Below are 25,580 nucleotides of genomic sequence, written 5' to 3'. Positions count from 1 at the left end.
TCTGCTGTTCCGCCCGCGAACCGCACATTCGGGTCGCAAAATCTGTCGTTCTGACGCGGCCGAAGCGGCAGAATTCGCGACCTGGACGCCGTGACGCCCGGCTCGCCGGCCGTGGCCCCGGCATCCGATCCACGATCCGGATGCCGGAGGCTCGCCTCACTTCGCGAGGAACGCGGTCAGCGCGGCATTGACCTCGTCGGCGTGCGTCCAGAGCAGGCCGTGCGGCGCACCCTCCACCTCGACGTAGTCGGCGGCCGGCACCGCCTGGTGGAATCGGCGGGCCGTCGCGTCGATCGGAAGGATGTTGTCCTTCGTGCCGTGCAGGATCAGCGTGGGCTTGCCCGCATCGCGGACGGCATCCACGTCCGCGCGGAAGTCCTCGATCCAGGCCGGCACCACCGCGTAGGCCGCGACGGGGGCGCTGGTGACCGAGAGGTTCCAGTTGGCGGTGACGACCTCCTGGCTGATGCGGCTGCCGAGGTTCTCGCCGAGGTTGTAGAAGTCGTTGTAGAACTGGGTGAACCAGGCGTAGCGGTCGCCCTTGGCCGCGGCGGCGATTCCGTCGAAGACCGCCTGGGGCACGCCCTCGGGGTTGTCGTCGCGTGCGACCAGGAATGGCTCGAGCGAGGCGAGGAAGGCGAGTTTGGCGACACGATCGTGGCCGTAGCGGGAGACGTAGCGGGCGAGTTCGCCGGTGCCCATCGAGAAGCCGACCAGGACGGCGTCGCGGAGGTCGAGCGTCTCGAGGACCGTGTTCAGATCCGCCGCGAAGGTGTCGTAGTCGTATCCGGTGCCGACCTTGGAGGACTGCCCGAAACCGCGGCGGTCATAGGTGATCACGCGGTAGCCGGCATCCAGAAGCTCGCGGGTCTGGCGCTCCCAGCTGTGGCCGTCGAGCGGGTAGCCGTGGATGAGCACGACCGGCTGTCCGGAGCCCTGGTCCTCGTAGTACAGCTCGATGGACGTGCTGTTCTCCTGGCCGACGGTGATGTAGCCCATGATGTCTCCTCTGTCTCGGTGAGAACGTTCGTTCTCGCTGCTGGAATCGACAATAGAGAACGATCGTTCTCGTGTCAAGTAGGATGTTCTCATGGACGAGAACGAAGCGCGCGAACGCATCCTCTCCGCTGCGGAGGACCTCTACTACCGCAAGGGATACGCCGCCGTCGGCATGGATGAGCTCCGCGCGGCGGCCGGCGTGTCGCTGCGACGGCTGTACGCCCTGTATCCCTCGAAGAATGAGATCGTGTCCGCCGTGCTGGAACGCAAACACGGCGAATGGGAGTCGTCGCTGTCCGGCGCCGTGGTGGCGGCGGGGGCCGACCCGCGCGACAGGCTGCTCGCCGTGTACGGGTATCTCGAGGACTGGTTCTGCACCGACGACTTCCGCGGATGCGCCTTCATCAACGCGTTCGGCGAACTGGGCGGAACCCACCCGGAGGTCGCCCGCATCATCCGCGACCACAAGGCGTCGTTCCAGCGATCGATGGCCCAGCTCGTCGAGGATGCCGGCGGTTCGGAGGCGCTCGCCGCGCAGCTGTCGATCCTCGCCGAGGGGGCGCAGAGCACTGCGGCGATCTCCGGTGATCCGCAGGCCGCTGTCCAAGCGCGCAGCGCCGCGGAGGTGCTCATCACGGCTTCGCTCGCCTGACGCTTCGTCGGTGAGCGCCGACACCGTTCTCGTCCGCTAGGGGTGGTCCTCGGCATCCGTCCCTGACAGGATCGGAGGACTCACCGCACGACGGAAGGGACGACGATGTCCGACCAGGTGTTCATCTTCATCGCGCTGGGGCTGTACTTCGCAGCCATGCTGATCATCGGCTACGTGGCCTTCAAGCGCACGACGGATCACGAGGACTACATGCTGGGCGGCAGGAATCTGCCGCCGTGGGTGGCGGCGCTCAGCGCCGGGGCATCCGACATGTCCGGGTGGCTCGTCATGGGACTGCCGGGGGCGATTTACCTGTCCGGCCTGATCGAGGCGTGGATCGCGATCGGCCTGACGATCGGCGCGTACCTGAACTGGCTTCTCGTGGCGCCGCGGCTGCGGGCCTACACGCAGGTGTCGCGCAACTCCATTACGGTGCCGAGCTTCTTCGAGAACCGCCTGCGCGACTCGTCGCGGCTGCTGCGGATCCTCGCCGGCGTGGTCATCCTGGTGTTCTTCACCCTCTACATCTCGTCCGGGATGGTCGCGGGCGGCGTGTTCTTCGAGAGCTCGTTCAACTCGGACTACCTGCTCGGGATGGCGCTCGTGGCCGGCGTCACGCTGCTGTACACGCTGTTCGGCGGGTTCCTCGGGGCCTCCTTCACGGATGTCGTGCAGGGGTTGATGATGCTGATCGCGTTGATCGTCGTGCCGATCTCAGCCGTCGTCGCGGTCGGCGGATTCGGCGAGGTCGGCGCGTACGTCGAGGAGCTCGCTCCGGACCACATGTCGTTCCTCGGCGGCACCGCGTTGACCGGCGGCACGCTGCTCGCCATCGTCTCGTCGCTGGCGTGGGGGCTCGGCTACTTCGGACAGCCCCACATCATCGTGCGCTTCATGGCGCTGCGCAGCCCCCGCGAGGCGAAGAGCGCGCGTCGCATCGGGATGACCTGGATGATCATCTCATTGATCGGGGCCGTCTTCTCGGGCTTCGTCGGTATCGCGTACATGGCGTCGCAGGGCATCGATCTGGCGAACCCCGAGACCGTGGTCCTGGTCATGTCGCAGACGCTGCTGCATCCGTTCGTCGCCGGTCTCGTGCTGGCCGCCGTGCTCGCGGCGATCATGTCGACGATCTCGAGCCAACTGATCGTGTGCTCGTCCGCGCTGGTCGAGGACCTCTACAAGGTCATGCGCAAGACGCCGCCGGACGGCAAGCGCATGGTCCTGCTCGGGCGGATCGCCGTGCTCGCCGTTGCGATCGTCGCCGCCATCCTGGCGCTCGTCCCCGACGACACGATCCTCGGCCTGGTGTCGTTCGCCTGGGCCGGGTTCGGCGCGGCGTTCGGCCCGCTGATCCTGCTCAGCCTGTTCTGGCGTCGACTGACCAACTGGGGAGCGCTCGCCGGGATGTTCGTCGGCGCGGCAGGCGTGTTCATCTGGGATGCGGCCTGGCCGGAGATGTACGAGCTGCTGCCCGCGTTCGTGTGCGCGATGATCGCGGCCGTCGTCGTCAGTCTGCTGACGCACCGCGCAGGGTCGGAGCGCCAGCAGGAGATCCTGCAGGAGTTCAGCGACACCGGAGCGCTGCTGCTGGTGAACGGCGTCGGGCGGGGTGCGCGGGGCGACCGGATGACGCCCTGAGCCCGGGCGGGACGGTGTGCGGCGCACCGACGGTCTGAAGTCCGAAGTCGGTGCTCTCGTGCGCCGGCGGTCCGACGGTCCGAGGCGCGAAGCCGCTGCATTCGTGCGCCGTGGCTGGGTTCGCGAAGCCTATGCTCTGAAGCGCGCTGGAGCCCGTTCAGGTCGCGAATTCTGCTGTTCTGACGCGAACGAAGCGGCAGATTCTGCGACCTGAACACCCGCGCTGACTTGGATTCCGACGGAAAGTGCGACCTGGACGCGCGGGCGGCCGGGATCTACGGCTGGGATGCCGGGGGACAGCGTGGGGTCAGTGCACGAGCGCGCCGCCGCGGGGCGGCAGGTCGCCGTCGCGGCGCTCGATCCCGCGCAGGGATGCCGCGACGAACGCCGCGATCTTGCGGGCGCCCTCGATGCGGAAGTGCGTGTCGTCCGTCAGCCCATCCGGCCATGCCGCCGTCTCGCCGGGAGCGTAGTGCGACAGCAGGCGGGCCGACCCCTCGTCGCCGAGGTCCTCGTACAGCCAGGTGGTGAACACCGACAGGTCGATCAGCGGCGCATCCAGCTCGTGGGCGAGATCGCGGACGGCGTTGGGATAGTCGCCATGCGTCGGCGTGACGCGGTCGCCGTCGAACCAGCGCCGGGCGCAGGACGTGCAGAGCACGGCATCCGCTCCGCGCTCGCGCACGTCGGAGACGAACCGGCGGAGGCGGTCCTGGTAGCCGCCGCGGGAGGCGAGCAGCTCCGGCTGCTTCTGATCGTTGTGCCCGAACTGGATGATCACGGTGTCGCCTGGTCGGACGTCGGCGAGCAGCTGCTCCCATGATCCGGACTCGATGAACGACTCGGTGGTGGCGCCCCCGAACGCGTGGTTGCGGGTGGAGACGCCTGAGGTCTCTTCGAGGAACTGGCCCCAACCGCTCATGGGCACTTCCTGCGGTTTCATCGGTGCGACGGTCGAGTCGCCTGCGAGATGGTAGGTCACGGATCGAGTCTGGCACGGGAAACGTTTTCTCGCGACCGGTGCAGTTCGCGAGACGTACTTTGCGGGGCGAAACAGGGTCACCCCGGGTAAGTCTCACACCGCAGGCCAAGTCTTGCGGACCGGGAGAAATAGGGCATTCGCCCGATGTCCGCCGGGTGCCTTAGAGCGGAGTGTGGAGGCATCCCTACCGAGGAGCCACCATGTACGAGCACCCGTCCCTCACGATCACCGCCATGCTCGAGGAGCAGCAGATGCTGAACCGTGCCGTCGAGCGGCGTCGCGCCATTCTCGAGCGCCTGGAGACACAGGGCGTGCCACGGCCGAGCTGGCTCGACCGTGTGCGTGCCGCCGCCCGCGGCGGATCCCCGCGGGCGGCGGCGCGCAGCACGACCGCGGCTGCGGACTCGAGGACGGCCGCGACGATCACGGATGCCGCCGAACCGGCGGGTCGTACTCGGCTGCTCCCCCTGGGTGCGGCCCGAGTGCCGGAAGACGCCATGCCCGCCGACAGCGCGCTCGCCGACGCCGACATCCTCGTCCTGCCGGTCCGGTGACGCCGACAGCGGTCACTGCGCCCGCCCCGGATGTCCGTGGGGAGTGGGACGATGAAGGCATGTCCCTCGCGACGCTCACGTCGACGATGGTCGGCCGAGACGCCGACCTCGCCGACGTCATGCGCGCGTTCGAGCGCGCTGATGCCGGCGAGCCGACGACCGTGCTGATCGAAGGCGAGGCGGGCATCGGCAAGACCCGGCTGGTGCGCGAGTTCCAGGCGTCCGTCGACGAGCAGGCTGATGTGCACGCCGGCTGGTTCCTCGACCTCGGCGCCGCCCGGACGCCGTTCGGCCCGCTGATCGGCATCCTGCGCTCGCTCGTGTCGGTCCTCGGGCCCGACGACGCGCTGACCGCGGTCGGCGCCGGTGGCGAGGCGCTGCGCATGCTCCTGCCGGAACTCTCGACCGAGGCGGTGCGTCGCGACCGCACCAGCCCCGAAGCGCTCCGCGACGCGATCGCCACGCTCATCGAGGCCGCGGCGACGCGCCGTCCGCAGATCATCCTCGTCGAGGATCTGCACTGGGCGGACGACTCGACACTGTCGCTGTTGTCGTTCCTGCTGCGCACCCTCGATCATGGCCGCGTCCTCCTCCTGCTCACCTGCCGCTCAGAAGACGTCCGTCGCGGGGATGCGACCAGTCGATTCATCGCGGACGTCCGGCGCGCCCGCCTGGTCGAGCGGATCGTGCTCGACCGACTGGATGCCGATGGCACGCGCGCCCTGGCCGAGCAGCTCTCCGGGCGACGGCTGAGCGACGCCGCGCTGGAGCGGATGCATGAGCGCGCCGAGGGCGTCCCGTTCTTCATCGAGGAGCTCGCCTGCTGCTCGGATGAACCTCTGCCGGAGAGCCTGAGCGGACTCCTGCTCACTCGCTTCGACCGCCTCGCCGACGACGCGAGGACCGTCGTGCGCATCGCGGCGGGAGCCGAACGGGCGCTCTCGCATCCGCTTCTCGCGCGGCTGACCGGGTTCGACGACGACCGCCTCGACGCGGCGATCAGAGAGGCGACGGCGAGCGGCATCCTTGTCGTCGACGACGAGCACTACCGCTTCCGCCATGCGCTGCTGCGCGAAGCCGTGCACGACGATCTGCTTCCCGGCGAGCGGGCGCGACTGCACCGGTCGTACGCCGAGGCTCTCGAGGAGCACGGGTCTCGCAACCACGCGTCGCTCGCGTATCACTGGCGCCTCGCGCAGGATCGCCGGCGGGCCCTCGCGTCGGCGATGGCGGCGATGCGGCAGGCCAAGTCCGGCTATGCGTTCGCGAGCGCCGCCCGGTTCGGCGAGCTCGTGCTCGAGCTGTGGGAACAGGTGCCCGACGCGGAGGACGCCGCGGGCATCGACCGTGTCTCGTTGCTCATCACCCTCGGTTCGGTGCTGCGCAACGCCGGCGACGACGAGAGGGCGCTCGCCGTCGTCCAGCTCGGTCTGGATGAACTCGACGAGCAGACCGTCGACCCCGTGCAGCACATCCGTCTCGTGCGCGACCGTGCTCAGTACCTCTCGAACCTCGGGCGGCCCGGTCCAAGGCAAGGGTACGAGCTCGCCCTCGCACTGCTCGATGAGCACGGGATCATCGACGGCCACCTGCGCGCCACGGTGCTCAACGGACTGGCGAGCCGGCACATGCTCGCCGGACGCTCGGTCGCCTCGGTCATCGCGGCGACCGCCGCGGAGCGCGCGGCGACATCGGCGGCGGACGAGAGCGAGCGTTCGATCGCGCTGAACCTGCGCGCCTGTTCGCTCATGCTGCTCGGCGAGCTGGACTCCGGCCAACGGGCGTTCGATGAGGCGGAGCATCTCGCCCAGGGCGGGCGGGCGGGCGTGCAGTTCCGCGTGAACTACTCCGACTCGCTGACTCTGCGGGGCCACTATCGTGCGGCGCTGCGCGTCGCCGAAGAGGGGCTCGAACGCGTGCGCGAGCTCGGAGTGCTGCGCAGTTCGGGCGGTGCGCTCACCCAGAACATGATCGAGCCGCTCATCGCGCTCGGCGAGATCGAGCAGGTCGAGCGTCTGCTCGCAACGGTGCCGGATCGTCACATCGTGCAGCGCTCGGGGCTGTATCTGTCGACGTCGCGCATCCGCGCGCTGGCCTGGCGCGGGCGCGTCGACGACGGCGGCCAGGTGTGGGACGAGTGGATGCCTGCGCTGCTGCGCACCGCACCCATGGAACGGCAGGTCTGGTACTACGCGATCGAGGCGGACTTCGCGCTGGCGATCGCCCGCGGCAACTGGACCGGTGCCCTCGGCGTGATCGGTCGGATGGTGGCGGACGACGGACCCGCGCTCGCGAACCAGCGCCGCCTGCTGATCGAGGGGGCATGGGCCGTCGCCGAGGCGCGAGCCGTCGGCGCCGAATCGGATGCTGCAGGCGCAGCGATCCGCGACGCCTGGGAGGCTCAGCCGGAGTCCCTCCAAGACGCCGGGTGGACCGACGTGATGCGCGCACTACTGCAGGGCGAGCGGTCGGCGCTCGAGGGCGCAGTGCTCGCGAGCGACGTCGACGACATGCCGGCCGTGGTGCGGGTGGCCGTCCGGCTGGAGCTGGCTCGAGTCCTGCTCACGGAAGGAGACCGCCCAACGGCGGGCGTGCATCTCGACGACGCGGGGCGCATCGCCGCCGAGATCGGTCACGATCGGCTGCAGCGCTCCGTGGCCGAGCTGGTCGCACGGACCGGCGCGCACGGCGCAGCCGCTCACGATCCCGAACTGACGGCTCGTGAACGGCAGGTGCTCGAGCTCGTGGCGGAAGGACTCAGCAATCGCCAGATCGGCGAACGCCTGTTCATCAGCACGAAGACGGCGAGCGTGCACGTGTCGGCGATCCTCCGCAAGCTCGGCGTCGCGACGCGCACCGAGGCGGCGCTGGTCCTGGCCCGCCGCTGATCTTCGCCCTCGAGCCTCGGACGAGACGAGACGAGACGAGGCACGGGCTTGGCGCGCATCCGTCTATAGGTTAGGCTCTCCTAACGTGAATGCACCCGATCCTCACGCCCCCGTCAGCGCGCTGCGCGGCGACAATCTGGCACTCGGGTATCGCAAGGATCGGGTCGTCCACGACGTCTCGCTGCAGTTGCGCCCCGGCGCTGTCACCGCTCTCATCGGCCCGAACGGCAGCGGCAAGTCCACGGTGCTGCGCTCACTCGCGAGACTGCACCCGATCGACGCCGGCACCGTGCACGTCGGCGACGCCGAGTCGCGCACGCTCAACGCCCGCGAGTTCGCGCGCACGGTCGCGATGCTGTCGCAGTCGCGGCCGCATCCGTCCGGCCTGGAGATCCGTGATGTCGTCGCGTTCGGACGCCACCCGCATCGCGGCCGCTTCTCGGGCGTGAGCGATGCCGACCGGGCGGCCATCGAGCGCGCGCTGACTCTCACCGGACTCACCGAGATGGCGCACCGCGCGGTCGACGAGCTCTCCGGCGGCGAACTGCAGCGCGTGTGGCTGGCCACCTGCCTCGCCCAGGACACCGGCATCCTGCTCCTGGACGAGCCGACCAACCATCTCGATCTGCGCTACCAGATCGAGACGCTCGAACTCGTGCGCGACCTCGCCGACCGCGGCACCGCGCTCGGCGTCGTGCTGCACGATCTCGACCACGCGGCATCCGTCGCCGACGAGGTCGTCCTCGTCCACCGCGGCCGCGTCCGCGCGGCCGGATCCCCTGAACACGTGCTCACTTCCGAGAACCTCTCCGAGGTCTACGGACTGCGCATCGACACCGTCGTCGACGCCGAGACAGGCCACGTCCGCGTGTACCCGCGCGGGCGTCACCAAGAGCGGCGCCGCTCGGCATCCGATGCCATGGCCGCCGCCTCGACGATCTGAACAGAGGAATGATGAAGAAGGCTCCCCTCGCCTCGCTCGCGACGCTCGGCGTCCTCGCGCTCGCGCTGTCCGGCTGCAGAACGACCGATGTCACAGCGGAGGACACCGCCGCCCCCGAGTCCGTCGTCAGCGCCGACTGCTCGGCCGACGACACCGCGACCTCCACGGACGCGGTTACGCTGACCGACGACTACGGTCGCACCGTCGAGCTCGACAAGCCGGCCGAGCGCGTCGCCATTCTGGAGTGGCAGCAGATCGAGGATGCCCTCACGCTGTGCGTCACGCCGGTCGCCGTCGCGGATGCCGAGGGCTATTCGACCTGGGACACCGCAGAGGTGCTCCCCGAGGGCGTCACCGATGTGGGCACGCGCCAGGAGCCGAACCTCGAGGCGCTGTTCGCCACCAACCCCGACCTCGTGATCGTCGAGGCATCCAGCGCTGACGACGAGATCATCGCCCAGCTCGAGGCGTACGACGTCCCCGTGCTCGCCACGATCGGCGCCGATGCGGTCGACCCGATCGCGAAGATGCTCGCGACGTTCGACCTCATCGCGCAGGCGACCGGTCGCGAGGAGCGCGCCCAGGTCGTCACCGACGAGTTCGACGCCTACCTGGCCGATGCCAAGGGCGATCTCGCGGATGCCGACTTGGCCACCACCGACTTCGTCTTCTTCGACGGCTGGGTCGATGGCGGCAACGTCGCGATCCGTCCGTTCGGGCAGGGGTCGCTCATCGGCGAGATCGGTGAGGAGCTCGGGCTCACGAACGCGTGGACCGGCGAGGTCGACGCCGCGTACGGCCTCGGTCAGACGGACATCGAGGGCATGGTCGCCGTCGGCGACGCGAATCTGCTGCACACCGGCACGGAGGCCGAGGTCGAGGACGACTTCCTCTCGGCGCTCGAGAGCAACCCCGTCTGGGAGTCGCTGCCCGCCGTCACCGAGGAGCGCGTCTACAGCTTCCCTGGCGGCATCTGGACCTTCGGCGGTCCCCGCTCGGCCCAGCAGATCATCGACGCGTACGTCGACGCGCTGAGCAAGTGACGCTCGCCGAGACGCGCGGCACGCCGGCCGGCGCGGATGCCGCGACCGCTCAGCGTCCCGCGCGGCTCGGTCCTGTCTCAGCGCTGGTCGCGCTGGGCATCCTGCTCGTGCTGGTGTCGCTCTGGCATCTGACGCAGGGTACGAGCGGCGCCGTCTTCGCCGACGAGACCGTGCTGTGGGGTTCGCGCATCCCGCGCCTCGCCGCCGGTGTCACGGTCGGCATCGCGCTGGGCGTGGCCGGCACGCTGCTGCAGTCGCTGTCGCGCAACGCACTGGCCTCGCCGGACACGCTCGGCATCACTGCCGGTTCCTACCTCGCCGTCACGGTGATCGCGGCGTTCGGCATCGCCGTGCCGATCTGGGCATCAGGGACGGTCGCGTTCGCCGGTGGTCTCGTCGGCGCGGTCATCGTGCTCGGCCTCGCGGGCGGCGCGGCGTCCTCGACCACCAGACTCGTCCTGGCCGGCTCCGCGCTGGCGATGGCGTTCCAGGCGGCGACGTCGACCCTGCTCATCCTGTTCTCGGAGGAGACCAAAGGGCTGCTCGCCTGGGGGAGCGGTTCGCTCACCCAGTTGAATCTGGATGCCTTCCTGCAGGCGGCTCCGATCGTCCTGCTCGTGCTCACGGTCGCGATCCTGATGGGGCGCCGCTTCGACGTGCTCGCGCTCGGCGACGACACGGCGTCTTCGCTGGGGGTGCCGATCCGCTCGACGCGCGCCGCCGGCATCCTGTTCGCCGTGGCTCTGACCGCGATCTCGGTCACCCTCGCCGGTCCGCTCGGCTTCGTCGGGCTGTGCGCTCCGGTGCTCGCACGGCTGCTCACTCGGGTGGTCCCCGGGCTGACCCGCCACGTCTTCCTCCTGCCGGCCTCGGGACTCATCGGGGCGCTGGTGGTCATCCTCTCGGATGCCCTCCTGCGCGCGCTGCTCGGGGCCGAGGCGGCCATCAGCATCCCGACCGGCGTCGCGACGACACTGCTCGGAGCCGTCATCCTCGTGCTGATGGCGCGCAGGCTGCGGGATGCCGGGCCCACCCGCGAGCCTCCGAAGGTGCGTTTCGGCGTGCGCAGCCGCGGGCGGTTCTGGGCAGTGCTCGTGCTGTCCGTCGTCGGCGTCGTCGGGATCGTCGTCGCCGGACTGCTGCTCGGCACGAGCCTGCTGCGCACTGGCGACGTGTCGCTGTGGCTGCAGGGGCAGGCGCCGCCGCAGATCGCCTTCGCCCTGTCCGAGCGTGCGCCCCGCATCGCGGCGGCCGTGTGCGCCGGTGCCGCGTTGGCGCTCTCCGGAACTCTCATTCAAGCCGTCAGCCGAAACCCGCTCGCCGACCCCGGCATCCTCGGAGTGACCGGCGGTGCCGGCCTCGGCGCCGTGATCGTCGTCACCAGCGCGGTCGCCTCGACGGCGGGGATGATCGCCGCGGCCGTGGTGGGAGCACTGCTGGCCTTCGCGCTGGTGTACCTGCTCGCATGGCGACGGGGACTCAACGCCGACCGGTTCATCCTCATCGGGATCGGCGTCTCCTACGGAGCGGTCGCGCTGACGACGTTCGTACTGCTGCAGGCGAACCCCTGGGACACGCCCAAGATCTACACCTGGCTCTCCGGCACCACCTATGGGCGGGTGTGGGAGCAGATCATCCCGATCGCCGTCGTCCTGCTGGTCGCTCTGCCTCTCGCCTTCGCGCTGCGTCGCGAAGAGGACGTGCTCGCGCTGGATGAGGACACTCCGCGCCTCGTCGGCATCGGTCTCGAGCGCACACGGCTCGTGCTGCTCGTGACCGCGGCGGTGCTGGCGGCGCTGAGCGTCACGGCGGTCGGCGTGATCGGCTTCGTCGGACTCGTCGCCCCGCACGCCGCTCGCGCGCTGGTGGGGGCGCGGCACGCACGCGTGATCCCGGTCGCGGTGCTGCTGGGAGCGCTGCTGGTTGGTGCCGCCGACACGATCGGGCGGACGGTCATCGCGCCGGAACAGCTGCCGGCAGGGCTCGTCGTCGCGCTGCTCGGTGCGCCGTACTTCGTGTGGCTGCTCTGGCGGTCGCGCGACGCGTAAGCGGTTCGTTCGTCGAGGGAGGACGGCGGAGCCGGACGAGGGGAACGGGCTCGCTCAGTGGTCGGACCACTCCTCCGCGAGGATGCCGTAATTCATGCCGTCCATCCATTCGCCGGAGCGGTGCAGCGCCGTCTTGCGGCTGAACTCCTCTCGGCGCATGCCGAGACGCTCCATGAGTCGCCACGACGCCTCGTTCGCGGCGAAGCATCCGGCGTGCACTCGGCGCAGCCCGAGCGGGCCGAAACACACATCGATCACGGCGCGGACGGCCTCCGTCGCGTAGCCGTGTCCGGTGAACGCGGGCGCCAGCGCCCAGCCGAGCTCGGCTTCGACCCCGGCCGCCTGATCCCTCACCTCGCGCTGCGACCAGCCGTCGCCGATACGCACCATGATGTCGCCGATGACCGGAGCTCCGCCGTCCTGCAGGAGCGTGATGGCGAAGAGCGTGTTCAACCGGTCGGGGTCCCGCATGCGCTCCTGGAAGTACTCCAGCGATCCCGCTCCGCCGCCGAGCCAGTTGTTCACCTCCGGGAGTCGGCGGTACTCCCATATCGCCTCGAGGTCTTCGGGTGCTGCACGGCGGATCTCCAAGCGCGCGGTGCGGGCGGGCCAGGCGTTCTCGGTCATCGCCCCAGGCTACGGGGCGCTACACCACGAGCCGATAACCCATCCCGGACTCGGTGAGCAGGTGGACGGGAGCGCTCGGTTCCCGCTCCAGCTTCTTGCGCAGCTGCGACATGTACAGACGCAGGTACCCGGAGTCCGCGACCTGCTCGGTGCCCCAGATCTCCTTGAGCAGTTCCTGCCGGGTGACGAGAGCGCCCGGATGCCGCGCCAGATGCTCCAGCATCCGCCACTCCGTCGGCGTCAGATGCACGCGCTCGCCGGCGCGGGTGACCATCCGCGCCGACAGATCGACGACGACGTCGCCGAACGCGATCGTCGATTCGCCCCCGGTCGACGCCGAGCGCCGCGAGAGCGCGCGCAGCCGGGCCAGCAGCTCATCCACCTGGAAGGGCTTCGTGACGTAATCGTCGGCGCCGGCATCCAGCGCATCCACCTTGTCTCCGGAACCAGTGCGTCCGGAGACCACGATGATCGGGATGGTCGTCCATCCCCGCAGCGCCTGGATCACCTCGATCCCGTCGAGCCGCGGCATCCCGAGGTCGAGAAGGATGATGTCGGGGTGCGTCTGCGCCGCCATCGCGATGGCGGCGGCTCCGTCCGCCGCGGCGACCACGTCGTATCCGTGCGCGGCCAGCGTGATGCGCAGCGCCCGCACCATCTGCGGATCGTCATCGGCGATGAGCAGCTTCATCCCGCGGTTCCTCTTCCGTCGATATCCGGCTCGGACAGCGGGAGCGAGACCACCATGGTCAGGCCTCCCCCTGGGGTGTCCTCGGGGCTCAGGGTACCGCCCATGCCCTCGGTGAATCCGCGCGACAGCGCGAGCCCCAGCCCGAGTCCGGTCGAGTTGTCGGTGTCGCCCAAGCGCTGGAACGGCTGGAACATGGTCCCCTGTCGCTCCTGCGGGACGCCGACGCCCCGATCGACGACGCGGATCTCGGCCCTCGTGCCCAGCCGGCTCGTCGACACCAGCACGCGTTCGCCATCGGGGGAGTGGCGGAACGCGTTCGCGAGCAGGTTGACCAGCACGCGCTGCAGCAGCACGGGGTCGGCGCTGAGCGGCGGCAGCTCGGCATCCAGTGCGAGCTCGACATCCGCGGGGCCCAGGGAGAGCTCATCGAGGGCGGCGAGGATGCTTCCGCCGGCGTCCACATACGTCGTCGACACCGCCAGGACACCGGCCTGCACGCGGCTGACGTCCAGCAGGTCCGTCACGAGCTTCGACAGCGTCTCGAGGCTCTCGTCCGCTGTGGCGAGCAGCTCGGCGCGATCCGCGGCGGACATCCGGCCGGTGCCGCGCAGGCCCCCGATCGCCGCGACCGCCGAAGCGAGCGGTCGGCGCAGATCGTGGCTCAGCGCCGACAGCAGAGCGCTGCGCACCTGATCCGTCTCGGCGAGGGCCTCGGCCTCGCGGGCCGTCGCGCTGAGGTCAGTGTGCTCGATGGCCGCCGTGAGCTGCGCGATGATCACGTCGAGCAGGCGCCGCGACGGCGCATCCAGCGGCCCGCCGTGCAGTTCGAGCGTGGCGCGGGGTTCGCCGTTCACGGCGCCGACCGGGTAGGTCGTGGATCGCCCGTCGCGCAACGGCTCGCCATCGCGGGCGATCACGACGCCGTCGCGCGCGACGAGCCGCACCCCGCTCAGGCCGAACGCCTCGCGGGTGCGCGAGACGAGGGCGAGTACGGCGCTCTCCCCGCGGAGCACGTTCCCGGCCACCGAGGCGAGCAGCTCGGCCTCCGCCGTCGCCCGCTGCGCGTCACGAGCGCGGCGAGCTGCCTGGTCGACGATGAGACTCACGAGGATGGCGATCGTGACGTACAGGAGCAGGGCGATCGCGTGCAGCGGATGCGCGATGGTCACGGTGTACAGCGGTGCGACGAACAGGACATCCAGTGTGATGCCCGACAGCACCGCGGCGAATACGGCCGGTCGGATGCCGCCGATGAGGGCGACGATCACGACGAGCAGCTGGTACGCGAGCACTTCCGACGTGATCGATTCGGGACTGCGCAGTGAGAACAGCAGCCAGGAGAGCAGAGGACCGAACACCAGCGCGACGGCGAATCCGAGCAGTTGCCGGCGCCACCCGAGAGCGCCCCCGGTGATCCGCGGCAGTGCTGCGCGCCCGCCGGCCGCGGCGTGCGTGACGATGTGCACGTCGATGTCGCCGGACCGGCGGATCACCTCGGTGCCGACGCTGGGGCCCGTCAGCGCTGCGGCGAGACGCCCGCGCCGGCTGACGCCGATCACGAGCTGCGTGGCATCCACCGTGTGCGCGAAGTCCACCAGTGCCTCGGGCACGTCGTCCGAGACGATCTGGTGATAACTGCCGCCGAGCGAATCGACGAGCGACCGTTGCGTCGTCAGCGCGCCAGGCACATCGCGCCGCAATCCGTCCTGCGAGTACACGTGCACTGCGAGAAGCTCACCGCCGGCGGAACGGGCCGCGATGCGCGCTCCCCGACGCAGCAGTGTCTCGCCCTCCAGGCCGCCGGTGAGCGCCACGACGACGCGTTCACGGGCCTGCCAGCTGCCCTCGATCCCCTGCTCGGCGCGGTAGGTGCGCAGGGCGCTGTCCACCTCGTCGGCGAGCCACAACAGGGCCAGCTCGCGCAGAGCGGTGAGATTGCCGAGGCGGAAGTAGTTCGACAGCGCCGCATCGATGCGCTCGGCGGGGTAGACGAGCCCGGCCGACAGACGGTCGCGCAGGGTCTGCGGCGCGAGATCGACGACCTCGATCTCGTCCGCGCCGCGCACCACGGCATCCGGGATGGTCTCCTGTTGGGCGATGCCGGTGATCTTCTCGACGACGGCGTTGAGCGATTCGATGTGCTGCACGTTGACCGTCGTGATCACGTCGATCCCGGCATCCAACAGCTCGTCGACGTCCTGCCAGCGCTTGGGGTTGCGGGAACCCGGCGCATTCGTGTGCGCGAGCTCGTCGACGAGTGCGATCTGCGGCGCGCGGGCGAGCACGGCGGTCACGTCCATCTCGGTGAGCTCGACGCCGCGATGCTGTTCGACATGCCGCGGGACCACGGGCAGCCCCGCTGCCTGCGCCGCGGTGGCGCTGCGCCCGTGCGCCTCGACGTACGCGATGACGACGTCGACGCCGTCCTCCCGGAGTCGGTTGCCCTCCGCGAGCATCTCGAAGGTCTTCCCCACGCCGGGGGCCGCCCCGAGCAGGACTCGGAGGCGGCCGCGACGCGTCGTGCGTCCTTCCGTCATGAGCCCTCCTGCCCGTCGAGTGCCAGATTCAGCTCCACGACGTTGATGCGCTCCTCGCCGAGGAACCCCAGGTCCCGCCCTTGAATCCTAGACTCCACGAGGGTGCGCACCTCGGTCTCTTCCATACCGCGCTCCTCGGCGACGCGAGGCACCTGCAGGAGTGCATAGTCGACGCTGATGTGCGGGTCCAGGCCCGACCCGGATGAGGTCACGGCGTCCGCGGGGACGTCCGCGACGGGCACGCCCTCGCGCTCAGCGATCGCGTGCCGCTGCTCGTCGATCGCGGCGACGAGCTCTGGGTTCTCCGGCCCGAGGTTGCTGCCGGTCGAGCCGCGTCCGTCGTACCCGGCCGCCGAGGGGCGGGACTGGAAGTACTCCGGCAGGGCCTCCCCGTCGGAATCCGCGAAGGACTGGCCGATCAGTGCACTGCCGACGACGGTGCCCTTCTCATCGGCGACCGGGGACCCGTTCGCCTGCCACGGCATCGCGAGCTGTCCGATGCCGGTGATGACGAGCGTGTAGCCGACGCCCAGAACGAGTGTGAAGACGAGCATCGCGCGGATCGCGACGCCGACGGTGCGCACCGTGGTGCGGGACTGAGACATGATCTGCCTTTCCAGAAGTGTGAAGCGTCAGAAGCCGGGGAGCAGGCTGACGACGAGATCGATGAGCTTGATGCCGATGAACGGCGCGATGACGCCGCCGAGGCCGTACACGAGGAGGTTGCGCTGCAGGATCTGCGCGGCGCTCGCCGGTCGGTACGCGACGCCGCGGAGGGCGAGCGGGATGAGGAAGACGATCACGATCGCGTTGAAGACGATCGCGCTCGTCACCGCCGAGGCCGGGGAGTGCAGCTGCATGATGTTCAGCGCGGCGAGCCCGGGGAACACCCCCATGAACATGGCAGGGATGATCGCGAAGTACTTCGCGATGTCATTCGCCAGCGAGAACGTCGTCAGTGCGCCGCGCGTGATGAGCAGCTGCTTGCCGATCCGGACGATGTCGATGAGCTTGGTCGGATCCGAGTCGAGATCGACCATGTTGCCGGCCTCCTTGGCCGCCGACGTGCCCGTGTTCATCGCCACTCCGACGTCCGCCTGCGCGAGCGCCGGCGCGTCGTTCGTCCCGTCACCTGTCATCGCGACGAGCCGCCCTCCCTCCTGCTCGCGGCGGATCAGCGCGAGCTTGTCCTCCGGTGTCGCCTCGGCGAGGAAGTCGTCGACACCGGCCTCCTGCGCGATGGCGGCGGCCGTGAGCGGGTTGTCGCCGGTGATCATGACGGTGCGGATGCCCATCGATCGCAGCTCCTCGAAGCGCTCGCGCAGGCCCGTCTTGACGATGTCCTTGAGATGCACGACGCCCAGCACCCGGCCGCTGCCGTCCGCAGCCTTCACGGCGACGACGAGCGGGGTCCCGCCGCTGCCGGCGACGGCATCCGTCCGTCGGGTGAGCTCGGCATCCGCAGCGCCCAGACCGAGCCAGCCGCTCACGGCGGAGCCGGCGCCCTTGCGGATCTGCGTCCCGTCGGCGAGATCCAGCCCGCTCATCCTGGTCTGCGCCGTGAACGGCACGATCACGGCGTCCGCCGGCTGGTCGATCCGGATGCCGCGTGCTCCGGCGAGCTCGACGATCGATGAGCCCTCCGGGGTCGGGTCGGCGAGCGACGACAACGCGGCGGTCCGCAGCAGCTCGGCCTCGTCGACGCCGTCGAGCGGCACGACCTCGTCGGCGCGGCGGTTGCCGTACGTGATGGTGCCGGTCTTGTCGAGCAGCAGCGTGGTGACATCGCCCGCCGCCTCGACGGCGCGTCCGGACATCGCGAGCACGTTGCGCTGCACGAGCCGATCCATGCCGGCGATGCCGATCGCCGACAGCAGCGCGCCGATCGTCGTCGGGATCAGGCAGACGAGAAGGGCGATGAGCACGGGGATGCTGACCGGGGAGGCCGCGAACGACGCGATCGGGTTCAGCATGAGCACCGCGACGACGAAGACGATCGACAGGCTCGCGAGAAGGATGTTCAGCGCGATCTCATTGGGCGTGCGCTGCCGGTTCGCGCCCTCGACGAGCGCGATCATGCGGTCGACGAACGTCTCGCCCGGCTTCGACGTGATGCGCACGACGATCCGGTCGGACAGCACGCGCGTCCCGCCGGTGACGGCGCTGCGGTCTCCGCCCGATTCGCGGATGACCGGTGCGCTCTCGCCCGTGATCGCCGATTCGTCGACCGTCGCGATGCCGGCGACGATGTCGCCGTCGCCGGGGATCAGCTCCCCGGCCTCGACGACGACCACGTCATCCCGCTGCAGTTCCGACGAGGCCACATCGGTGGTCGGCGCGCGATGCGCATCGGCATCCGTCGCCGCGTCGTAGCCGACCACGCGACGGGCGAGGGTGCTCGTCCTGGTCTTGCGCAGTGTGGCGGCCTGCGCCTTGCCGCGGCCCTCGGCGACGGACTCCGCGATGTTCGCGAAGAACACCGTCAGCCACAGCCACGCGGCGATGCCCCACGTGAAGCCGGCGGGGACCGGCGTGCCGCCGGACTCGGCCGCACCGGCCAGGAACGGCTCGGCGACGGCGAGGATCGTGGTGAAGGCGGCGCCGACCCAGACCAGCAGCATCACGGGGTTGCGCACGAGCGTCGCGGGGTTGAGCTTGCGCGCCGCACCGGGCAGGGCCTGGACGAGGGGACGCCAGCCGAACGCCCGGCGCGGGGCGGACGCATCGGATGCCGGTTCGGCGAGGTCCGGCGCCGGGCTTTCGGAGGAGGTGAGCAGTGCCATGTCAGACGAGTCCTTCGGCGAGGGGTCCCAGGGTGAGGACCGGGAAGTAGGTGAGAGCCGTGACGATGACCGCGACGGCGGTGAGCAGGCCGACGAACTGCGGCCGGTGGGTGGGCAGGGTCCCCGTGGTCGCCGGGATGCGCTCCTGCGCGGCGAGGGAACCGGCCAGCGCGAGTACGAGCACGATCGGCAGGAACCGCCCGAGCAGCATCGCGATCCCGAGGGCGGTGTTGAACCAGGGCGTGTTGGCGGTCAGACCCGCGAACGCCGAGCCGTTGTTGTTGGCGGCGGAGGTGAACGCGTAGAGCACCTCGCTCATGCCGTGCACACCGGGGTTCAGGATGCTCGTCGATACGACATCCTCACGGATGCCGGGGAGCGCGAAGCTCAGCGCCGTGCCGCCGAGGACGAGGACGGGCGTCACCAGGATGTAGAGGCTGGCGAGCTTGATCTCGCGCGGTCCGATGCGCTTGCCGAGGTACTCCGGGGTGCGGCCGACGAGCAGCCCGCCGATGAACACCGCGATCACGGCCAGCACGAGCATCCCGTACAGACCGGAGCCGACGCCGCCGGGGGCGACCTCGCCGAGCATCATGTTGATCATCGGCATCATGCCGCCCAGCGCCGTGTACGAGTCGTGCATCGAATTCACCGCACCGGTCGAGGTCAGCGTCGACGCACTGCCGAACAGCGCGGATCCGAGGATGCCGAAGCGCTGCTCCTTGCCCTCCATCGCAGCTCCCGCCAGTTCGGGTGCCGAGCCGCGGCCGGCCAGTTCGAAGGCGGACAGGGCGAAGGTCGACACGAGGAAGATCACACCCATGACCGCGGCGATCGCGTATCCCTGGCGGTCGTCGCCGACCATGCGTCCGAACGCACGGGGGAGCGAGAACGGGATCGCGAGGATCAGCACCATCTCGAGCAGGTTGGTCCACGCCGTCGGGTTCTCGAACGGGTGCGCGGAGTTCGCGTTGAAGAATCCGCCGCCGTTGGTGCCGAGCAGCTTGATCGCCTCCTGCGACGCCACAGGGCCGCCGGGGATCGCCTGCGTCGCCCCCGAGAGCGAGGTCACCTCGGTGAAGCCGGCGAAGTTCTGCACCACGCCACCGGCGATGAGCGCCAGAGCGCTGAGCGCGGCGATCGGGAGCAGGATGCGTCCGAGACCTCGGACGAGATCCACCCAGAAGTTGCCGATCGTGGTCGCGCCGCGCCGCGCGAAGCCTCGGATGAGCGCGACGGCGACGGCGAGACCGACCGCGGCCGAGACGAAGTTCTGCACGGTGAGACCGGCGAGCTGAACCGTGTACCCCATGGTCTGCTCGGGCGAGTACGACTGCCAGTTCGTGTTCGCGACGAAGGATGCCGCGGTGTTGAAGGCCAGCCCCTCCGGCACGGCGGGGAGCCCGAGCGACTGCGGAAGCACCGCCTGCACCCGCTGCAGGGCGTAGACGAGGAGGAGCCCGGTGACCGAGAAGATCAGCACGCCGCGGGCGTACGCCCGCCACGTCTGCTCCGATTCGGCGTCGACGCCGATCGCCCGGTAGGTCCACCGCTCGACGCGCAGATGCCGCGGCGAGGCATAGGTGCGGGCGATGTAGTCGCCCAGCGGGCGGTAGAGCACCACGAGCACGGCGATGAGGGTCGCCGCCTGCAGGATGCCGAGCCAGATCGTGGCGGTCATCAGAAGCGCTCCGGAAGGACGAGGGCGATGACGAGGTAGACGACGGCGGCGAGGGCGAGAGCCACGGCCGCGATCTCGAGGACGATCACAGCCGTTCCACCCCCTTCGCGACGAACGAGACGACGGCGAACAGCGCGAGAGTCAGCGCGAGATAGAGAAGATCGAGCACGAGACCCGATACAACTCCTGCGTCGCGGGGGCGGCATCGATCCTCACGGCATCCCTACGTGTTCGGGTCGGAACCATGCGGGATGCTCACGCCTCGGCGTCCGGGGGCCCCGCCGGCCGATGAGCACGACGGCCGTTCGCGACGACCGGCCGGCCGGCGCGCTCCTGTCCGGGCAGGGGCCGCGAGCGGCGCCCGTAGATGATCTCGGACGAATCCAGCAGCCACGGCACGAGCGTGATCGTCACGCCGTGCACGAGCATGAGCTGCGTGGCCACGCGCCGGGCGCGCCGGTTGTGCAGGAAGGTCTCCCACCAGTGCCCGACGATGTACTGCGGCAGATACACGGTGACGACCGACGGGCCGTGCTTCTCGCGGTACTGCGCGATGAACTGCGCGACGGGCTCGGCGTACGAGCGGTACGGCGACTGCAGGATGATCAGCGGCACCGGCATGAGGTGGTCCGCCCACTCCTGCTGCAGCTGGGCGGCCTCGTCGCCCTCGACGGCCACGTGCACGGCGACGGTCTTGCCGTGCTTGGCTGCGATCGCGTAGTCGAGCGCCTTCACGACCGGCTTCTGCAGCTTGTTGACGAGGACCAGCGCGACGTCGCCGGTCGATCCGAAGCGCGTCGTGTCGTCGATGGCGATCTCATGGTCGACGTCGCGGTAGTACCGCTTCACGCCCATCATCAGGAACGCGAGGACCGGGATGGCGAAGAACACCAGGTACGCCCCGTGCGTGAACTTCGTGATCGTGACGATGACCAGCACGAGGACCGTGAGGGTCGCGCCGGCGGAGTTGATCACCAGTCCCAGCCGGGCCCCACGGCGATCGGATGCCGAGGTGGCGGCGGCCCTCAGCATCCGCCGCCAATGGCGCACCATCCCGATCTGCCCGAGTGAGAACGAGACGAAGACGCCGATGATGTACAACTGGATCAGAGTCGTCAGCCGCGCCTGGAAGACGATGAGCACCGCGATCGCGGCGATGCCGAGCAGGATCATGCCGTTCGAGAACACCAGCCGGTCTCCGCGCGTGTTCAGCGCCTTCGGCGCGTAGCCGTCGCGGGCGAGCACGGCGCCCAGCAGCGGGAAGCCGTTGAACGCGGTGTTCGCGGCCAGCAGCAGCACGCAGGCGGTCGCGGCCTGGACGATGAAGAACAGGATGGTGCCCCCGCCGAAGGTGGCGGACGCGACCTGCGCCATCAGGCTCGGCTGCGGGGTCGCGCAGTCGAACCCGATGAGGGCGCACGGATCCTCCGCGTAGTGCACGCCGCTGATCAGCGCGAGCGCCGTGAGACCGGCGAACAGGCCGATGGCGATCGAGCCCATCAGCACGAGCGTGGCCTGGGCGTTGCGCACCTTCGGCGCGCGGAAGGCCGGGACCCCGTTGGCCACGGCCTCGACGCCGGTGAGCGCCGAGCAGCCGCTGGAGAACGCGCGCAGAATGAGCAGGATCACGGCCGCCTGACTGAGGTCCTCGGCGTGCACGGCGAACTCCGCGCTCGATGCCACCGGGGCGTCGCCCAGGAGCGTGCGGATCAGGCCGGTGACGATCATGACGCCGACAGAACCGATGAAGATGTATGTCGGGATCGCGAACGCGAACGACGCCTCGCGGACACCGCGCAGGTTCACGATGATGATGAGCACGACGAAGCCGACGGCCAGCTCGACGCGCGCCGGGTCCAGCCCCGGGAGCGCCGAGATGATGTTGTCGACCCCCGATGCCACCGACACGGCGACGGTCAGGACGTAGTCGACCAGCAGCGCGGATGCCACGACGACGCCGGGGATCTCGCCGAGGTTCTTGCGCGCGACCTCGTAGTCGCCGCCTCCGGACGGGTAGGCCTTGATGAGCTGGCGATAGCTCAGCACGACGACGATCAGCAGCACGACGACCGCGACGGCCACGATCGGAGTGAACGAGAGGAACGTGAGCCCGCCGATCAGCAGGATCATCACCAGCTCCTGCGGTGCATAGGCCACGGAGCTGAGCGCATCCGACGCGAAGATGGGCAGCGCTCGCCGTTTCGGCAGCAGTTGCTCGGCGCTCTCCTCCGACGAAAGCGGGTCGCCGAGCAGTATGCGCTTGACCAGCTGCGGTTCACGTGTCTCGTTCGTCACGTCCGGTGACGCTACGCCGCCGCGCGGGATCCGTGCGCGATCCTCACGCGATCCCTACGGCCCGTACGGGCTCCCTTACGGAATCCTCACACGGCGCGGGGAATACACTGGCGCCCTGTGGGGGATCAGGTTCTGCTGGCGGTCATCGCCATCGCGATCGGCGTCGGCTTCGGCATCCTGCTGTTCGTGCCGTTCGTGGCCATCAGCTATCGGCGCCGCGGGCGGTTGAGTCTCGGACGCACCCTGCTGTGGCTGGCAGCGCTCGTCTACTTCTGGGCGATCTGGACCTACACGCTGCTGCCGCTGCCCGACCCGGACGCGATCCGCTGCGTCGGCGCGATCACTGATCCTGCGGCCGTCGTGCGCGATGTGCAGAAGGCGTTCACCGCGGAAGGCAACCCGCTCACCCAGCCGGCACTGCTGCAGCTCGTCTTCAACGTGCTGCTGTTCGTTCCCCTCGGCGCGTTCCTGCGAGTGCTCGGCGGCCGCGGCATCCCGACCTCCCTCCTGGTCGGATTCGGGCTCTCGCTGCTGATCGAGACGACCCAGCTGACCGGCGTCTGGGGGCTGTACCCGTGCGCGTACCGGTTCTTCGACGTCGGCGACCTCATGACGAACACGCTCGGTGCCGTGGTCGGCTCGGTCGCCGCCCTCGTCGTCCCGCCTTCGATGCGGGGCATGGCTCCGAGGGCGGATGCCGCGCTGCCGCGTCGCGTGACCCGCGGACGTCGCGCGGTCGCGATGCTGTGCGACGTGCTCGGGTACTGGTTCGTCGCGGCCGGCATCGGCGTCGGTGCGCAGCTGTGGTTGCAGTACGTGGCCGGCGACCGTGAGGCGGTGCTGGACGGGCGGATCGCCGAAGCGCTGAGCATCGCCGTCGCCTCGGGTGCCTGGCTCGCGGTGATCCTGGTGACGGGCCGGTCCGTCGGCGACCACGCGGTGCAGCTGCGCTACCGGGGCGGGCGGATGCCGGAACCCCTCGCCAGGATGCTGCGCTGGGCCGGCGGCATCGGCGGCCTCTGGGCGCTGCAGCTGCTCGGCGGCGTGTTCGATGCGCTGTCATCGCTGCTGATCCTGCTCGCCTGCGTGCTGCTGTTCACGACCCGTGGCGGGCGCGGCCTGCCGGGGCTGCTCTCCGGTCGGCAGCTGGAAGACGCGAGAGCAGCGGCTCCGACATCCGGGTCGCGATGAGGCGCGCGCTCATCGCGAACGCACAGCCGATTCCGATCACGAACCCGTAACGTCGATCGCATGACGACCGTTGACGTCTCCGACGATGCGATCCGCCAGACCAAGGAGCTCCGCGATGAGTTCCAGCGTTTCCTGCGGGAATACGAGTTCGGCATGCGCGAGGTCGAGACGAAGATCTCGATCCTGCGGGACGAGTTCACGCACGACCACGCCTACAACCCGATCGAGCACGTCAAGAGCCGGCTGAAGTCGCCGGACAGCATCGTCGAGAAGATCGCCCGCAAGGGCATCGCCGAGCCCGACTTCGATCGCATCCGCGAGGAGATCACCGACATCGCCGGCGTCCGCGTGACCTGCAGCTTCGTCGCCGACGTGTACCGCCTGTTCGATCTGCTCACGGCGCAGAACGACATCACCGTACGGGTCGTGAAGGACTACATCGCGAACCCGAAGCCGAACGGCTACAAGAGCCTGCATGCGATCCTCGAGGTGCCGGTGTTCCTGTCCACCGGTGCGCTCTCGGTCCCGGTCGAGGTGCAGTTCCGAACCATCGCGATGGACTTCTGGGCGAGCCTGGAGCACAAGATCTACTACAAGTTCTCCAACCAGGTTCCGTCGCACCTCGTCGACAGCCTGTCGGATGCCGCTGACGCCGCCGCCGAGCTCGATGTCCGCATGGAGCGGCTGCACCGCGAGGCCCACGGATCGCCGAACCGCCAGCTCGCGCCCCCGCCGCCCCGCATCGTCCAGGTCTGAAGACGAGGTTCGCCCGCGTCGGCGCGTGCGGGTGTGCCCGGCTCAGTCGAGGAATTCCCTGGCCGCGGTCGCCAGCGCCGTCACGCCGACCTCGATCGTCGGGTGGATCTCGGGCGCGTACAGCGGCGAGTGATTCGTCGGGATGTCGTGCGCGACCGTGTCGTTCGCCGTGGCGGCGGCGAACGTCGCAGGGTCCACTCCGCCCCAGAACCAGAACACGAGCGGTGCGCCGGCATCCCTGGCGAACCATGAGACGTCCTCGCTGCCGGTGATCATGCCGGGGTCGATCACGGCGGTCTCGCCCAGCTCGCGCTGGAAGGCCGAGGTCACGCGGGCGACGGCATCCGCGTCGTTGATCGTCGGCGGCAGCGTGTGATCGGTGCGGATGTCGGGTTCTTGCTCGGCCCCGGACGCCAGCGCCTCGGCGCGCACGATGCGCTCGACGCTCGCGAGCACGGCCGCGCGGGACGCGTCGTCGGGATAGCGCAGGCTGAGCTCCAGCGTCGCCTCGGTCGGGATGATGTTGTTCTTCAGGCCGGCGTGGATCGAGCCGACCGTGACGACTGCGACGCCCTGCGGGTCGGTCTCGCGCGAGGCGATGGTCTGCAGGCGCATCACGGTCGCCGCCGCCATGACCACCGGATCGATCGTGGTGTGGGGGCGCGACCCGTGGCCGCCACGGCCGTGCAGGGTGACGGTCAGCCCATCGGATGCCGCCATCTGGGTGCCGCTGCGCACGCCGATGATGCCCGCGGGCAACGGCGTGACGTGCTGGCCGAGCACGATGTCGGGCTTCGGATAGCGATCGAGGATGCCGGCATCCAGCATCGCCCGCGCCCCGGCGCCGTATTCCTCGGCCGGCTGGATCAGGATGACGAGCGTGCCCGACCATTCTGCGCGCGTGGCGACGAGCCGCTCGACCGCTCCGATCATCGCGGTGACGTGCATGTCGTGACCGCACGCGTGCATGACCGGCACCGTCGTCCCCGATGGGTCGATCCCGGTCGCCGTGCTCGCGTACGGCAGCCCGGTCTGCTCTTCGACGGGGAGCGCGTCCATGTCGGCGCGCAGCCAGACGGTCGGGCCATCGCCGTTCGCGAGCAGGCCCACGACGCCGGTGACGCCGACGCCCTCTTCCACCTCGAGCCCGAGATCGCGCAGGTGCTGGGCGGCGATGCCGGCCGTCCTGGTCTCCTGGAAGGACAGCTCCGGATGCCGGTGCAGATCGATGTACAGCGCTTCGAGGTCGATCGTCATGGCTTCACCCTA

The 25,580-nt window shown here is 69.7% G+C and carries 20 protein-coding genes; 9 read left to right on the top strand and 11 right to left on the bottom strand.

The window, feature by feature from the left end:
• Window positions 1-156 precede the first annotated feature (156 nt).
• Entirely contained in the window at window positions 157-999 is an 843-nt protein-coding gene (locus tag M2317_RS15945) for an alpha/beta fold hydrolase (RefSeq protein WP_429461819.1), read from the bottom strand.
• Window positions 1,000-1,090: 91 nt separating this feature from the next.
• Here M2317_RS15945 and M2317_RS15940 point away from each other — a divergent pair, with 91 nt between their 5' ends.
• Together M2317_RS15940 and putP are read left to right on the top strand one after the other, a co-directional pair.
• On the top strand, window positions 1,091-1,651 hold the full coding sequence (locus tag M2317_RS15940) for a TetR/AcrR family transcriptional regulator (protein WP_429461817.1): 561 nt from the start codon (window positions 1,091-1,093) through the stop codon (window positions 1,649-1,651).
• 105 nt (window positions 1,652-1,756) lie between these two features.
• A complete protein-coding gene (putP, locus tag M2317_RS15935) occupies window positions 1,757-3,292 on the top strand; it encodes a sodium/proline symporter PutP (RefSeq protein WP_429461815.1) in 1,536 nt (511 codons plus the stop codon).
• Between the two features lie 307 nt (window positions 3,293-3,599).
• Here putP and M2317_RS15930 read toward each other — a convergent pair whose 3' ends face one another.
• A complete protein-coding gene (locus M2317_RS15930) occupies window positions 3,600-4,274 on the bottom strand; it encodes a rhamnogalacturonan acetylesterase (protein ID WP_429461813.1) in 675 nt (224 codons plus the stop codon).
• A 200-nt stretch (window positions 4,275-4,474) separates the two neighbouring features.
• Here M2317_RS15930 and M2317_RS15925 point away from each other — a divergent pair, with 200 nt between their 5' ends.
• The 5 genes from M2317_RS15925 (at window position 4,475) to M2317_RS15905 (ending at window position 11,750) form a co-directional block, all read left to right on the top strand.
• Window positions 4,475-4,828 (top strand): hypothetical protein, encoded by a 354-nt coding sequence (locus M2317_RS15925; protein WP_429461811.1) that lies wholly within the window; start codon window positions 4,475-4,477, stop codon window positions 4,826-4,828.
• A gap of 59 nt (window positions 4,829-4,887) precedes the next feature.
• Window positions 4,888-7,716, top strand: a complete 2,829-nt coding sequence (locus tag M2317_RS15920) for an ATP-binding protein (RefSeq protein WP_429461809.1) — start codon at window positions 4,888-4,890, stop codon at window positions 7,714-7,716.
• Between the two features lie 85 nt (window positions 7,717-7,801).
• Window positions 7,802-8,659, top strand: coding sequence for an ABC transporter ATP-binding protein (locus tag M2317_RS15915; RefSeq protein ID WP_429461808.1), 858 nt, complete (start codon window positions 7,802-7,804; stop codon window positions 8,657-8,659).
• 8 nt (window positions 8,660-8,667) lie between these two features.
• Window positions 8,668-9,702, top strand: coding sequence for an ABC transporter substrate-binding protein (locus M2317_RS15910; RefSeq protein WP_429461806.1), 1,035 nt, complete (start codon window positions 8,668-8,670; stop codon window positions 9,700-9,702).
• Window positions 9,699-11,750: an iron ABC transporter permease gene (locus M2317_RS15905; protein ID WP_429461804.1), complete on the top strand. Its 2,052-nt coding sequence runs from the start codon at window positions 9,699-9,701 to the stop codon at window positions 11,748-11,750. The genes M2317_RS15910 and M2317_RS15905 overlap by 4 nt, the downstream gene beginning before the upstream one ends.
• A 54-nt stretch (window positions 11,751-11,804) precedes the next feature.
• Here M2317_RS15905 and M2317_RS15900 read toward each other — a convergent pair whose 3' ends face one another.
• The 8 genes from M2317_RS15900 to M2317_RS15865 form a co-directional block, all read right to left on the bottom strand.
• Window positions 11,805-12,377, bottom strand: coding sequence for a GNAT family N-acetyltransferase (locus M2317_RS15900; protein ID WP_429461802.1), 573 nt, complete (start codon window positions 12,375-12,377; stop codon window positions 11,805-11,807).
• A gap of 19 nt (window positions 12,378-12,396) precedes the next feature.
• The gene (locus M2317_RS15895) at window positions 12,397-13,068 is read right to left on the bottom strand and encodes a response regulator (RefSeq protein WP_429461800.1); all 672 of its coding nucleotides are present in this window, start codon (window positions 13,066-13,068) and stop codon (window positions 12,397-12,399) included.
• On the bottom strand, window positions 13,065-15,605 hold the full coding sequence (locus M2317_RS15890) for an ATP-binding protein (RefSeq protein WP_429461798.1): 2,541 nt from the start codon (window positions 15,603-15,605) through the stop codon (window positions 13,065-13,067). Before M2317_RS15890 ends, M2317_RS15895 begins: the two co-directional genes overlap by 4 nt.
• Window positions 15,602-16,210 (bottom strand): potassium-transporting ATPase subunit KdpC, encoded by a 609-nt coding sequence (gene kdpC, locus M2317_RS15885; protein WP_429461796.1) that lies wholly within the window; start codon window positions 16,208-16,210, stop codon window positions 15,602-15,604. Before kdpC ends, M2317_RS15890 begins: the two co-directional genes overlap by 4 nt.
• A 27-nt stretch (window positions 16,211-16,237) precedes the next feature.
• Window positions 16,238-18,388 (bottom strand): potassium-transporting ATPase subunit KdpB, encoded by a 2,151-nt coding sequence (gene kdpB, locus M2317_RS15880; protein WP_429461794.1) that lies wholly within the window; start codon window positions 18,386-18,388, stop codon window positions 16,238-16,240.
• Window position 18,389: 1 nt separating this feature from the next.
• Window positions 18,390-20,069: a potassium-transporting ATPase subunit KdpA gene (gene kdpA / locus M2317_RS15875; protein ID WP_429461792.1), complete on the bottom strand. Its 1,680-nt coding sequence runs from the start codon at window positions 20,067-20,069 to the stop codon at window positions 18,390-18,392.
• Window positions 20,069-20,158, bottom strand: a complete 90-nt coding sequence (locus M2317_RS15870) for a potassium-transporting ATPase subunit F (protein ID WP_429461791.1) — start codon at window positions 20,156-20,158, stop codon at window positions 20,069-20,071. Before M2317_RS15870 ends, kdpA begins: the two co-directional genes overlap by 1 nt.
• A 166-nt stretch (window positions 20,159-20,324) precedes the next feature.
• Window positions 20,325-22,364 (bottom strand): APC family permease, encoded by a 2,040-nt coding sequence (locus M2317_RS15865; protein ID WP_429461789.1) that lies wholly within the window; start codon window positions 22,362-22,364, stop codon window positions 20,325-20,327.
• Window positions 22,365-22,481: 117 nt separating this feature from the next.
• Between M2317_RS15865 and M2317_RS15860 the strand changes: the two genes are divergently transcribed.
• Both M2317_RS15860 and M2317_RS15855 read left to right on the top strand, forming a co-directional pair.
• Window positions 22,482-23,555 (top strand): VanZ family protein, encoded by a 1,074-nt coding sequence (locus M2317_RS15860; protein ID WP_429461788.1) that lies wholly within the window; start codon window positions 22,482-22,484, stop codon window positions 23,553-23,555.
• A gap of 60 nt (window positions 23,556-23,615) precedes the next feature.
• On the top strand, window positions 23,616-24,311 hold the full coding sequence (locus tag M2317_RS15855; protein ID WP_429461786.1) for a GTP pyrophosphokinase: 696 nt from the start codon (window positions 23,616-23,618) through the stop codon (window positions 24,309-24,311).
• A gap of 42 nt (window positions 24,312-24,353) precedes the next feature.
• On the opposite strand, the gene M2317_RS15850 is transcribed toward M2317_RS15855, so the two are convergent.
• Window positions 24,354-25,568, bottom strand: a complete 1,215-nt coding sequence (locus tag M2317_RS15850; protein WP_429461784.1) for an amidohydrolase — start codon at window positions 25,566-25,568, stop codon at window positions 24,354-24,356.
• Window positions 25,569-25,580 lie beyond the last annotated feature (12 nt).

It is taken from the genome of Microbacterium sp. ZKA21, assembly GCF_050434165.1.
GTDB lineage: Bacteria > Actinomycetota > Actinomycetes > Actinomycetales > Microbacteriaceae > Microbacterium.
The sequence above is the reverse complement of the archived record's forward strand: the minus strand, read 5'-3'. Positions and strand labels throughout refer to the sequence as shown.